The sequence below is a fragment of the Bacillus salacetis genome (assembly GCF_003581585.1).
Lineage (GTDB): Bacteria > Bacillota > Bacilli > Bacillales > Bacillaceae_B > Rossellomorea > Rossellomorea salacetis.
The window spans coordinates 290,388-303,774 of record NZ_QXIR01000001.1 but is presented as its reverse complement, the minus strand read 5'-3'; the positions used below and the strand labels follow the sequence as shown (position 1 = coordinate 303,774).

The window sequence follows — 13,387 nt, the reverse complement described above, 5'->3', positions numbered from 1 at the left end:
CGTAACAGCTTTCTACAAATTATTTTAAAATTCGTCAAAATATTTCGAAAGATTAAGCAGGAATAAAGAAGGGAATAGAGAAATATATAAACATAGCTTTATCTAAAAGGAGGAGTTTACATGTTGAACTACAACATTCGAGGCGAGAACATTGAGGTAACTCCAGCGATTCGAGAACACTTGGAGAATAAGATTGGAAAGTTGAATCGTTACTTCAATGAAACTCCTGATGCTGACGTAAATGTTAACTTGAAGGTATATCCTGATAAGAAAACAAAGGTCGAAGTGACAATCCCGATGCCGCATCTGGTACTGCGCGCAGAGGAACGCCACGAAGATATGTACGCAGCAATCGACCTGATCGTAGATAAACTGGAGAGACAAATCCGAAAGCACAAAACAAAAGTGAACCGCAAAATGCGTGAAAAAGGCAGCCCGAAAGAATTCTTCGCCGCTCAGGAAGGGTTGACTACAGCCCAGCTGAATGAAAAGGCGCAGGAAGATGAAACGGATGTCCCGAATGAAGTGGTAAGAACAAAGCAATTCAACCTGAAGCCGATGGACAGCGAGGAAGCGATCCTGCAGATGGATCTTCTCGGCCACAGTTTCTTCATCTTCACTGACGCTGAAACGAATGCAACGAATATCGTGTATAAGCGCAGGGACGGAAAATACGGCTTGATTGAAACAACCTAACATGACAAAAATCAGCATCCTGCAGTTTCTGCAGGGTGCTTTTACATTTATAGAAAGTTGTTTTCGCATAAATTGGTTCTTTCGGAAAAATCCCAAGAGCGTATTTTCCCCCTGTATTCCAAGGCTTCTTATTCGAAAAAGGGAGAGTAGCTCTCATCTTTCTTGCTTACCGGGGTTTTTTCGGTGAATTACCAGGATATTATTTGAGATATATATTAATCAGCCTAATAAAAAGGAAATTTTTTTCGTGTGTCGAATAAACTCAATAAAGGATAAATTTTACCGGGAGGAAAGCCAATATGACATTCAGTATTGTCGGATTTGATCCAAAAGAAAAAGAGTGGGGGATTGCGGTGCAGTCCAAATTCATCGGGGTCGGTGCCGTCGTTCCGTTTGCCCGGGCAGGTGCGGGGGCAGTGGCGACACAGTCTTATGCCAACACAGCCTATGGACCGCATGCTCTTCAATTGATGGAAGAAGGAAAAACAGCAGAAGAAGCATTGGAAATCATCATGCAGGATGACCCTGACCGGCACCTCCGCCAGGTCGGCCTGATTGATGCGCAGGGCAATGCAGCCACCTTTACAGGAGAAGGCTGCTATGATTGGGCCGGCGGCATGATCGGCGAGCATTTCGCCGCGCAGGGGAATATCCTTGTCGACCAGCGGACGGTGGAAGCCATGGCCGGAACGTTTACTTCAACGGAAGGAACCCTGGCAGAAAGGCTCCTAAAAGCACTGGATGCCGGACAGGAAGCGGGAGGCGATTCAAGGGGAAAACAGTCCGCAGCCATCTATGTGGTGAAAGAAAAGGGCGGTTACGGCGGCTTCAATGACCGCTTGATCGACCTGAGGGTGGATGATCATCCTGACCCCATTAAAGAGTTAATCCGGATTTTCAATCTTCATCAGCTGTATTTCGCGGCATCGAATCCGGACAGGATTGTACCGGTGGATGGATCTGTCAAGGAGGAACTGGAGGCAGAGCTGGAGCGACATGGCTATATGAAAGAGGACAAGACCGTGCACCAGGGGCTGCGGGATTACCTGCATACAGAGAATTTCGAAATGCGGGAGCACGAAGGAAGCATTGATCTGGATGTGCTGGAGTTTATGAAGAAACAGGGGAAATAATAATTGAACCAACTGGAGAGTAGATTTGAAGAGAAGGTGTCTTATGATTGCCAGACCGAGTACAAATGAGGTCCTCATCTTGTGAAACACTCTCTCCCAACTTACATACCTGTAAATCTAAGAAGGTGTCCTGCCAAAAGGACACCTTCTTTTTATATATTAAGCTGCAGTTCTCGCAGCATCTGGAGGAAATTAGCGGCATAGATTTCCGGGGTAAAGTGCTGCTTGATGTACTGCTGGGCATTTTGCCTGATTTGAGCTTTTAGAGGAGCGTTGTGGATGAAATCGGTGGCTTCTCTTACGGCATGGTTGATGTCGCCCTGTCGATAAATTTTTCCTGTCGAGTTATGGAAGATGAAGCTTTTGATGCCGTCCGAGTCGGTGGTCAGCACAGGGCAGAGGCAGCACATCGCTTCGACCATCGCATAACCGAACCCTTCGTATTTTGAGGTGGAGCAAAGCATGCCGCCGGAGTTCCCGATCCGGGTGTAGTAGGTGGGCATTTGATTATAGGGAATGTTGGAGAGCATGGTGATATGTCTTTGCAGCTTCAGGGTTCTTGCCATTTTTTGAAACGCCCTTACTTCAGATGGGGGATTAAGGTTGGAATCGGTGAATATCCAAATCCGCAAGTTAGGGTGGCTGGTCACCAGCCTCTTCGATATCTTCAGGAATTCCTTCCAGTTTTTGTTTTCCTCCAATCTTCCAACCCAGCCGAGCAGCATGTATGGCTCTGCGGAAACTCCTTCTGTGACATACGTAAAGTTCGTGGTATCGATGCAGTTATGGAAAGAGTATTTCTTTTTCAATGGATAATATTTATCAATCAATGATACGAGGTGGGGGGTTTTGGGCAGCAATATCGCATCTGCATATTGATTGACATAGGGCTGGGCATACTTAAGGATGCTGTCTGCCGTTGAAAGGATTCCCATCCCCTGGACCTCATAGATCAGTTTGCCTGTGTATCCCAGTTTCCGGACTCTTTCAAGAAAAGGATAGTCTGATCCCACGATGATCGCATCGAATCTTTCAGAGTGAAGGATGCTGCTTATTTGTGTGTCGTCGTTGGTGATCCATGTTTTTTCCTTGATATTCTGCATCCCGGCTCCTTGTGAAAAGAACAGGAATTGAAATTGGATGCCGCTGTTTGCCAATGCAGCTGTCCTTTGTCTTGCTAGTGTTTCGACACCCCCGCTCGGGACGTAATAGACAAATAGAATTTTCATAGATACAGAACTCCTTTTAAAGATTCTCTTTTCGTTTATCCTGTTCGGCCATTCATAGCTGCAGGCCATTTCTTCAAATGGATATTCGGTCAAGACAAGGACCTGCATATGAATTCCTCGTTTTTTCCATCGGAATTTCCCGTGTTTCTCTAATGTTTCTCTTTTGCTGAAAGATCAATATGCAAACCTATCAATATAGTATGTACGGAATGAAGATTGGTATAGGCATGTGATAGTCCCTGGATAAAGTGGCCTCCCGGTGGATATCCAAGGGCTATAAGGGCTTCATAGGCAAATAGAGTCTCAGGGAAAAATTAGGAATAATAACTAGTACACTTTCTGTGGAAAAGAATAGGTTATTTATAGGAGTAAAGGAGGGACAACATGAAAGTACTGACAATACTGGGCACCAGGCCTGAAATCATCAGGTTGAGCCTCATCATGAAGAAGCTGGATGAATTGGCGGACCGCCATATCATCGTGCATACCGGCCAGAATTTCACCCGCTCATTGAATGATATATTCTTTGAGGAACTTGGACTTAGGGCCCCCGATTATCTTCTATCTTCTTCCCGGCAGTCACTCGGTGAGCAAATGTCGATTTTATTCCGTGAGCTGGAAAAGATCCTGTTGAAAGAGCAGCCTGATAAAGTCCTGGTCCTTGGCGACACGAACAGCGGGCTGAGTGCAATATTGGCGGAGCGGCTGATGATCCCCGTCATCCATATGGAAGCCGGCAACCGCTGCTTCGACCTCGCAGTTCCGGAAGAGAAAAACAGGAAAATAATAGACGCCGTTTCATCATTCAATCTTCCATACACCTACTATAGTAAACAGAACCTGCTCAGGGAGGGCGTTTCTCCTGGGAGAATCATGGTTTCCGGAAATCCCATCTATGAAGTGCTGATGCATTACAAAGAAAACATAGATGACAGTAAAATACTGGAGTCTTTGGGGCTGAAAGAACAGGACTACTTCCTGGTCACCATCCACCGGGCCGAAAATGTCGACAATCCGGTCCATTTGAAAAATATTACCGGGGCATTGAATAAAATTGCGGAACAGTATCAAAAACGGATCATCTTCAGTACCCATCCACGGACAAGATCAAAGCTTGAGGGAGATTCCGCCATCAAGATGCATCCACTGGTGGAAACACGGGAGCCGTTTGGTTTCTTTGACTTTGTAAAGCTTGAACAGAAAGCCTTTTGCGTGTTGACAGACAGCGGCACCGTCCAAGAGGAATGCTGTTTGTTCCATGTACCGGCCGTGACAGTCAGGAAGACGACGGAAAGGCCGGAAACCGTTGATTGCGGAAGCAACTTGATTTCCGGGCTGGATGAAGCGCGGATTCTTACTGGTGTAAAAACGATGCTGCACCAGCCAAGGACATGGGATTGTCCGCCGGAATACCTCAAGCCGGATGTTTCGGCAACTGTTTTGAAAATCATACTGGGAGGGACAGAAATTGTTTACTGATAAAATCATTCTTGTAACAGGAGGGACCGGTTCATGGGGGTATGAGCTGGTGCGCCAATTGCTGGAGAAGAACCCCCGGGAAATCAGGGTGTTTTCAAGAAATGAATCAAGCCAGGTAAGCATGAAGCAGAAATTCGATCATGATCCCAAGCTGAAGTTCATCATAGGGGATATCCGTGACAAGGAAGCGGTGGTGGAAGCCTGCCGGCGGGTGGATTACGTGTTTCATCTGGCAGCCCTCAAGCATGTTCCTGTTTGTGAATATCAGCCGCTTGAAGCCCTGAAGACCAATGTGACCGGTACGCAGAATGTCATTGAAGCGAGCATGATAAATAAGGTGGAAAAAGTGGTCTACATCTCCACTGACAAAGCGGCCAATCCATCCAATTTTTATGGATTCACCAAAGCGATGGGAGAGAAGCTGATCATCAATGCCAATGCTGAAACCGATGACACCACGTTTGTCTGCGTACGTGGTGGAAATGTGCTTGGGACGAACGGAAGTGTGATCCATGTGTTCAGGCATGGAATTGAAAAACATTCAAAAATCGGCATCACGGATAAGGAAATGACCCGCTTCTTCCTGACGATCAAGGATGCAATCAAGCTTCTTTTTAAAGCGACCTATGAAAGCTATGGCGGAGAAATCTTCGTCATGAAGATGCCTACCTGCAAGATTCTTGATTTGGCTCATGTATTGATAGAAGAGTATGAAGGCAAAGAAATAGAAATAGAGGAACTGGGCATCCGCCCGGGAGAAAAGCTGCATGAAATTCTTTTGACCGATTTCGAAAGCAATAACACGATCATCTATGATAACGAGTACTATGTCATTCTGCCGACCATCGAGATTGAAGGGTTGAGTGACTATTACAAAGAGTATCCGAAGGTGAACCTGGATACCTATTGTTCCAGCGACAATACGATCAACAGGGAAGAAATCAAGGCAATGCTAAAAGATGGAGGCTTCCTGTAATGAAAATCCTCGTTATTGGCGGGCGGGGAATGGCCGGCCATATGATCGTGGACTACCTGAAGCAGCAGCAGGGGATCGAAGTCCATTGTACAACCAGGACAGGTGAAGGCGGCACCCTGCGTCTTGATGCCAGGAACCTGGATGAAGTAACCAGGGTGATTTGCGATGTTCACCCTGATGTGGTCATCAATGCGGTCGGACTGCTGAACGAGAATGCGGAGAAGCACATCAAGGATGCGCTTGTGATCAACAGTCTCCTGCCTCATCATATCCAAAGTGTGCTTGATGATCTGGGGAACGGTGCCAGGCTGGTTCATATCAGTACCGACTGTGTTTTTTCCGGCAGTGATGGGCAGTATCGTGAACAGTCTGTAAAAGATGGACTGAGTGTCTATGCGCAGACAAAGTCGCTCGGTGAAGTGACAAAGGAACCGCATCTAACCATCAGGACATCGATTATAGGACCGGAATTGAAAGAGGACGGATGCGGCTTGTTTCTGTGGTTCATGAAGCAGTCCGGGGATATCGATGGATACGACCGCGTTTATTGGAACGGAGTCACGACGCTGGAGCTGGCGAAGGCAATCAAGTACTGCATCGCCCATGATGTCAGCGGACTGTATCATCTTTGCCATGACGAGAAAGTGTCCAAGTTTCAGCTTTTGACGATGATCAAGGTTGTTTTTGATAAAGAGGATGTCGCGGTGCGCCGTGATACCCTTCATTTCAGTGACAAGAGCCTGGTGAACACCAGGGGAGACATCCAATACAGAGTCCAGGGGTATCCATGCATGCTCCAGGAACTGAGGGACTGGATGGAAGGCAAATGAAGAAGACGGTTTTGATCACTGGAGCCTCAGGGTTTACAGGTACTGAGGCATGCCGTTTTTTTAGTTCAAAGGGGTATGCAGTCACCGGGATCATCCGGGGGAAAAGTGGAAGCATTGACGGGGGCAACTATGTAAAAGCGGATCTGCTGCGGTCAGATGAGATACAGGAAATCATGGCAGAACAGAAGCCCGATTTCGTATTGCACCTGGCGGGTGATAACCATGCCGGCCGTTCATGGAGCAGGCCTTCCGCAACGTTTGATGCCAATGTCAACGGAACGCTGAATCTTCTGGAGTCTGTCAGGCTGCATGCTCCTTCCTCCAAGATCCTTGTCGCTGGTTCGCTGATTGACTTCAATCCTTGCGGGACACAGGCACCGAATCATCCTTATGGAGTGACAAAATATCTTCAGGTCTTTCTCTCTAAATGCTGGGCGCAAATGTACAGTTTGGATGTCACGTTCGCGCGGCCGGCCAATTTGATTGGACCGGGTGAATCGACGGGAATCTGTGCCCTGCTGGCTGCAAAGCTTGCCGGTATTGAACAAGGGGAAGGAAAAGGGAACCTCCCCCTTCATAATTTTCAATCGCAGAGGGATTTTCTCGATGTCCGGGACGCGGTGAAAGCGTATGAACTGATTTTCCGGGAAGGCGGGCGTTTACAGGAATACGCTCTGGCAACAGGAATCAGCAGGACACTAGGGGAAGTGGCTCAAGTCTTGGTGAGACTGACAAGTGCCGAGGTGGAAATCACATATGAGCTTGACGAAGAGGAAGAACCTTTTGCTGTAGATACTTCTGAGATCCGCGCTCTTGGATGGCAGCCGGAGATTCCTTTTGAGCAATCAATGGCAGACATCCTGAACTATCACCGGACATGTTGTTAAAAGGATTTCAACATTCTAAATGTCGGACTTTTCCCATTGATACTTGAAGGTACTCAAAGTATCAACGAGCGGCAAATTTTACGAAAGAGCCAGGAAAAAAGCTTATGAAGACCGCAAGTCATAAGCATACATAGAAAAGGTGTTCAGAAATTGATTTTGAACTTCCTGAAGAATGCATCATCTTCGATTTTCCGCTTTAGAAAATATTCGTTCCGTTTTGTCCTCGCCCCATCTCCAAGGACTTTGACATCAATATTCCTCACTGAACTGTGCCTCATCATTTCTTTCACCTTCTTGATCCGTCCCTCACTGAAATGAAGATATGCCATCCGCAGCTGATTATAATTGATATCATCGAAATTCACTTTATACGGATGGGAAGTCCTGAACAGATGCAGGATCTTCACATTCGGATCACAGTGACAGCGGTAGCCGAACAGCCAGAGTTTGATCGATATCTCCACATCTTCATGTCCCCAGCTTGAAAAACCTGTTTCAAAACCGCCGACATCCTGGAATACCCTTTTCGGTATCATAAAGCAGCCTCCAGGGATGATCGCCGTCTCGAACAGTCCCTTCCTCCTCATATTCCACTTCACCTTCAGATTTTCGGTAAGAGATTGTCCATATCCGACAATATGCGGATCTGTCATGGAAGCGATCGCAGGGCGGACCACATCGGAATGTCCCGCCAGAAGATAGAACAGCAGGCGGTCAATCCAGAAATTTTCGAATGTCAGGTGGGCATCACAGAAAATCAGATAGTCATGTGAGGCTTCCTGGGCACCGAGATTCCGGGCATTAGCCGGCCCGATTCCCTGCGTGTTGATCCTCCTGACCCTTCCTTTATGCGGATAAGTATGAAGAAAATCACAGCACTTATCATCCGACGCATCATCAATGATGATCGTCTCAAATTCAATATTGGTTTTCACACTGAACAGGGAATCACATGTATTCTTAACATTTATGCCTTCATTTTTCACGGGTATGATAATGGACACCTTAGGAGGTGCTTTCGACATGGCAGATCCTTCCTTTCAAAACCATTCTCTTTGCTATCTTATGTAGGCTCCGGGGGTTTGTGACGGCAGGAGGTGTCAAAAAAAGGAAGTCTGGATGGGTGGGAGTGGTTATATATTGGGCCGGGAGACGGTAGTGCTGGGGGAGGGATTGTTTGATTGGTTAATGAGGAAGCGTCTGGAGCGAGGTGGCGGCCCGCTTAGGGGTTAAATGGTCCAGGGAGGAAGGGTGAGGAGAGAGGTACTGGTCCAATTAAGAGTTAAATGGGGCAGGGAGAAAGGAGTTGGAGAGAGTCAGCGGCCCAATTAGGGGTTAAATGGTCCAAGGGGACAGGGAGAGAAGAGAGAGGCTGGCCCAATTAGGGGTTAAATGGGCCAAGGGGACAGGGAGAGAAGAGAGAGGCTGGCCCAATTAGGGATTAAATGGACCAAGGGGACAGGGAGAAAAGAGAGAGGCTGGCCTAATTAGGGATTAAATGGGCCAAGGAGGAAAGGTGAGGAGAGAGGTACTGGTCCAATTAAGAGTTAAATGGGCCAAGGAGAAAGGAGTTGGAGAGAGTCAGTGGCCCAATTAGGGGTTAAATGGTCCAAGGGGACAGGGAGAGAAGAGAGAGGCTGGCCCAATTAGGGGTTAAATGGGCCAAGGGGACAGGGAGAGAAGAGAGATACCGGCCCAATTAGGGATTAAATGGGCCAAGGAGAAAGGGAGAGAAGAGAGAGGCTGGCCCAATTAGGGGTTAAATGGGCCAAGGGGGAAGGGTCTGGAGAGAGTAACCGGCCCAATTAGAGATTAAATGGGTCAGGGAGGATGGTCTGAAGAGAGATGCTGGCCCAAATAGAGATTAAATGGACCAAGGAGAAAGGAGTTGGAGAGAGTCAGCGGCCCAATTAGGGGTTAAATGGGCCAAGGGGACAGGGAGAGAAGAGAGATACCGGCCCAATTAGGGATTAAATGGGCCATTGAGGAAAGGGATGGAGAGAGTAACCGGCCCAATTAGAGATTAAATGGGCCAAGGAGAAAGGGAGAGAAGAGAGATGCTGGTCCAATTAGAGATTAAATTGGCCAAGGGGGAAGGGTCTGGAGAGAGTAACCGGCCCAATTAGAGATTAAATGGGTCAGGGAGGATGGTCTGAAGAGAGATGCTGGTCCAAATAGAGATTAAATGGACCAAGGAGAAAGGAGTTGGAGAGAGTCAGTGGCCCAATTAGGGGTTAAATGGTCCAAGGGGACAGGGAGAGAAGAGAGAGGCTGGCCCAATTAGGGGTTAAATGGGCCAAGGGGACAGGGAGAGAAGAGAGATACCGGCCCAATTAGGGATTAAATGGGCCATTGAGGAAAGGGATGGAGAGAGTAACCGGCCCAATTAGAGATTAAATGGGCCAATGAAAAAAGGGCTGAAGAGAGTAACCGGGCCAATAAGCGTTTAAACGGCCCAGCGAATTTTAAGACCGGGTAAGTTACTGGTCCGATTAGCGGTGTGTGGCACATGAAAATCAATGCGGGCCTAAATGAAACTGGTATCCGCCGGAGTTATACCAAACAAGCGTCTCAAGGGGAGCTCCATCAATGACTGCCCCTATTGAATAATGGATTGAATCAGGCAAGAAGTTTTAGCCGATCAACGGGAGAGTGATTGAGTCAGCCCGCAGACATCAGAATGCCAGCATATTGGGATAGCCCCCTCCATATAATGGATACTATGAACACATCCAAGGGGTGAGATGATGAAAGCAAATCTTCAATATAACGGATTGCCGGCAGGGGCCATTTCATTCGCGTCGCTTCCGGCATTCATGATTTTCCTGGAAGAGCAGGGCTACAAGTCAAGATGGAAGAGTGACAGCCGCACGCTGGATATTGAACACTTTCTTTATGATAAAAAGGTTCTCTTGCATATGAAACAGTCAGGCGATGGACTTGCCGGGCAGGTCGGGAAACAGTTGAAGATGTTTCTGAAGCAATTGGGAATCAGGGTGGAAATGGTACAAGAGGAATCGGCAATTGAAGATGTTAAGGGAGATCTGATGATCAGGCTCGAATTGGATACTGAAAACGGCGACGAAAATAAGGTATCCATTTCCACAACATCAGGGGTCGACAGGAGAGTCGTAAAAGAAAAAATCCTGCCGTTGTTTCAGCAAGCCGACTATTCATGCCAGCATCTTCATGATCATGAAAAGATTCCGGTACCCTGTATCCGCTTTGGAATATGGACAAATCACGATAGTAAGGAGCAGGAAGACTTTCTATCTACCTCCCTCACAAAGGCAGTCTATCATTTGCTGAGAAAAGAAAAGTCGCTTCATTTCTTAGATTTGTTTTGGGACCTGCAAAACCAGGCACCGAAAAAGCCTTCCCGCAGCCGAGATAATAAGCCGCGTGAGGAAGAAGCTCCTTTAAAAACCATCCATCCCGTGGAACAAGAAGCGAGAGTGGATTATACAAAACCGGCTGACTGCGACTTGATCTTTGATTACTCTGTTTCAGTTGGCCGGAAAACGGGGAAATATACGGTTCTTTCCTCGATCTATTTACGGAATTCCGGCGGGAAAGCCTTGAAGAATCCGATGCTCTGTATCAAGGTGAACCCGGTCGACAGTGTGGATCTTGGCGGGCAGATACTGCCTCCGGGAATGAGCCAGTTGTTTGCAGTCCAGGGTGAGCAGGGAGCGCAGGGGTGGGAGTATGTCGGTGAAGAATGGCTGCAAACGGCTTATTCAACAGGAGAGTATTGGATCCAGCCGATTCAGGATCTGACCCTGCAGCCCTCAGAGGATGTTCTGCTGGAAGGGGTCCAATTTTCCTTTGAGTCACCGGAAGATTCGCAGAATATCACCATTGCCGGATTCGTATTCTTTAATAATCAGGAATACCGGTTTAAGGCATTGAATACCATTGAATTTTCATTTTGAGAGAAGGTTCAGAATTACAGCATAAACCTCGGTTAGCCGCTTCCGCCTGAGGGAATGGAACGGTAATAGCCTGCAGATCTCTCTCCTCCGTATATTCGGCAGGTGAGTGATGTGCAGGCTGAAGTTTTTTATATGATCTTCTTGATGATCGAATGAGAAAACTCTTTTTGTTTCCTGATCCACTCTTTAATCATGTTAAGGTTGGAGTGGAGGAGGTCGTTTTGTTTTCTCAGCTCATTCATTCCTTCGTCAAAATGATCAAGTCTGTTTTCATGATTCTCAAACCCTGACAGGAAAAAGCGCTTATTGTCTTTTACTTTTTCCTGAAGTGCAGTATTCTTTTCCTCGATTTCCTGAAGCCGCTGGCTGTAACCGGTCATGATCTGCTCAATATCCTCCAGCTGGTTTTCGATCCAGCCTTCTTTTTCTTTATACTCCTCTTTGTATGCTTCAAACGTTTCCTTGAGAGCCTGGATTTTCATTTTCTCCGCTTCGATCAGCTGCTGTTTGGTTTCCTGTAGCTGCTTATGAAGCTGGTCGCGTTCCGTGATCAAACCTTCATTGGCGCTGGTTTCTGCGAGAACCTTATCGAACAGTTCTTTCTTGGTTGATTCAGAGGATTGAAGGGCTTCCGCCAAATCTTGAATATGATCCTTGCTGTTTTTGACATCTGCTTTTAATTTTTCAATCAAGTACATGGCTTCTTTGGTTTGAAGTTCGAGCTGTCCATTCTCATTGGCCAATGTACTGTTGGTGGATTTCAGGTTTTGCAATTCGCTCCGCAGATGTTCGTTTTCCTCCAAAACTGCTCTCATTTCCGTTTGTGTCTGAATCAGGTCCTGTTCTGTCTGTTCTATGATTTCCTGAGCAGTATCCAGGAGTGCTGCTTTTTCGGTAAGCTCCCCGCTTTTGCCTTGAAGCTGTTCCTCTAGCTGATTATTCAGATGCTGGAGCTCTATTTTCTCTTCCTCAAGCTGATTATGCCTTTTTTGATACGTTTCAATTTCTTCCTTGGCTGAAGTGAAACGTGCCTCCAGTTTTTTTAAATCCTCCACCAGCTTCCGTTCTCTTGCCTGGAGTTTTTCAGTTGTTTTATTGGAAGCGGAGAGGGTTTGCTGCAAGGTCTTGATCGAGTGTTCCGCCTGCTTTTTTTCTTGAGTCAGCTCCGATTCTTTCTTTTTCAGGGTGTTAACCAGTTCTTCCGTTTCCCTCAATTTCTCCTGCAGAGTGAGAACGTTCTCCTGAAATCGTTTGTTTTCAATGAAAAGGTATGAGCGGGACATCTTCTTGATCTTGTTTTCGTACTCCTGAAGCTTGGATTTATAAAAAATCATGTCCTGATTCGAAAGGTGATATAGGGGTTTTCCTGAACTTTCCACAACTTGTCAACTCACTTTCTGGTCGTATCCTTAAGATAAATTATGTTCCGGTTTTCCCCTCCGTTACACATGCCTACGCCCAATTCGGAATATGTAAAAAAGCTAGCCCCTCTCGAGTTAGGGGCTAGCCTTGGCTAATTTTCATCCTATAGGAGTGTGGTTCCTTCAATCGATAAGAACTCCCAGTATTCCCATCGATTCTTTAACTAGTCAGCGCTTTAGAGAATGGTAAACATCCGTTCTTATATTCATTTGAAAAAAGGTATTCGTATATTTTTGTTTTCACTTTTCAATTTTATGATCAATTAATAATGACTTTTTTTGAGAAAGGCTTCCCGGCCTTTCGATACTAGTATATGCCGGTAGTGAAAGAAGTTAACCGGCACTAGTCTATTCCAGCGCCCTTTTTTTAAAATTGTTTACGGAAACTAGCGCGGCATTCTAAAAATCTATCACAGTTTCATATGTAAATAAGAATAGTTTGATTTTCTTGTATGCAGAGGGAATTCCGGCTTTGGGGTTCTTTCCACAAGCAGCAAACCTTAAAAGGGTCTTTTCTTCATAATGTAAGCTATAATTCAATTTTTGTTCTTAATGGAGAGGGAACAGACCAAATTTGATTAGCTCATACCAGATAATCCGGGAATAAGTGCACCAAAATTTCTTTCGGGGGTCAGCATTTATGGCCTCATCCTAGAGAGAATGGGCCAAATATCAACGGCAGGCGCTGGAAATTGGTGCAATCCGGGGATCAATGCACCAAAAAGACTGCCGGTTTCCGTTTTTATGGTCTAATCCACGAAAGAATAGTCCGAGATTCAACGGCAGACGCTAAAATTTGGT

10 protein-coding genes are annotated in these 13,387 nt (G+C 46.4%); 7 read left to right on the top strand and 3 right to left on the bottom strand.

Annotation, left to right across the window (positions count from 1 at the left end):
* Window positions 1-120: 120 nt before the first annotated feature.
* Both hpf and D3H55_RS01460 read left to right on the top strand, forming a co-directional pair.
* Entirely contained in the window at window positions 121-696 is a 576-nt protein-coding gene (gene hpf / locus D3H55_RS01465; protein ID WP_119545117.1) for a ribosome hibernation-promoting factor, HPF/YfiA family, read from the top strand.
* Between the two features lie 299 nt (window positions 697-995).
* The gene (locus D3H55_RS01460; protein WP_119545116.1) at window positions 996-1,829 is read left to right on the top strand and encodes a DUF1028 domain-containing protein; all 834 of its coding nucleotides are present in this window, start codon (window positions 996-998) and stop codon (window positions 1,827-1,829) included.
* 152 nt (window positions 1,830-1,981) lie between these two features.
* On the opposite strand, the gene D3H55_RS01455 is transcribed toward D3H55_RS01460, so the two are convergent.
* Entirely contained in the window at window positions 1,982-3,058 is a 1,077-nt protein-coding gene (locus D3H55_RS01455; protein ID WP_119545178.1) for a glycosyltransferase family 4 protein, read from the bottom strand.
* Between the two features lie 384 nt (window positions 3,059-3,442).
* Between D3H55_RS01455 and wecB the strand changes: the two genes are divergently transcribed.
* The 4 genes from wecB to D3H55_RS01435 are packed head-to-tail and all read left to right on the top strand — an operon-like array spanning window position 3,443 to window position 7,230.
* Entirely contained in the window at window positions 3,443-4,537 is a 1,095-nt protein-coding gene (gene wecB, locus D3H55_RS01450; protein ID WP_119545115.1) for a non-hydrolyzing UDP-N-acetylglucosamine 2-epimerase, read from the top strand.
* Window positions 4,527-5,513 (top strand): polysaccharide biosynthesis protein, encoded by a 987-nt coding sequence (locus D3H55_RS01445; RefSeq protein WP_119545114.1) that lies wholly within the window; start codon window positions 4,527-4,529, stop codon window positions 5,511-5,513. Before wecB ends, D3H55_RS01445 begins: the two co-directional genes overlap by 11 nt.
* Entirely contained in the window at window positions 5,513-6,343 is an 831-nt protein-coding gene (locus D3H55_RS01440) for a dTDP-4-dehydrorhamnose reductase family protein (protein ID WP_119545113.1), read from the top strand. Before D3H55_RS01445 ends, D3H55_RS01440 begins: the two co-directional genes overlap by 1 nt.
* Window positions 6,340-7,230, top strand: a complete 891-nt coding sequence (locus D3H55_RS01435; protein WP_168412923.1) for an NAD-dependent epimerase/dehydratase family protein — start codon at window positions 6,340-6,342, stop codon at window positions 7,228-7,230. Before D3H55_RS01440 ends, D3H55_RS01435 begins: the two co-directional genes overlap by 4 nt.
* A gap of 143 nt (window positions 7,231-7,373) precedes the next feature.
* Here the strand turns inward: D3H55_RS01435 and D3H55_RS01430 are convergent, their stop codons facing one another.
* Window positions 7,374-8,255, bottom strand: a complete 882-nt coding sequence (locus tag D3H55_RS01430) for a glycosyltransferase family 2 protein (RefSeq protein WP_119545111.1) — start codon at window positions 8,253-8,255, stop codon at window positions 7,374-7,376.
* Between the two features lie 1,722 nt (window positions 8,256-9,977).
* Between D3H55_RS01430 and D3H55_RS01425 the strand changes: the two genes are divergently transcribed.
* On the top strand, window positions 9,978-11,165 hold the full coding sequence (locus D3H55_RS01425) for a hypothetical protein (protein ID WP_119545110.1): 1,188 nt from the start codon (window positions 9,978-9,980) through the stop codon (window positions 11,163-11,165).
* 128 nt (window positions 11,166-11,293) lie between these two features.
* Here the strand turns inward: D3H55_RS01425 and D3H55_RS01420 are convergent, their stop codons facing one another.
* Window positions 11,294-12,499, bottom strand: coding sequence for a coiled-coil domain-containing protein (locus D3H55_RS01420; protein WP_168412922.1), 1,206 nt, complete (start codon window positions 12,497-12,499; stop codon window positions 11,294-11,296).
* Window positions 12,500-13,387: the final 888 nt, after the last annotated feature.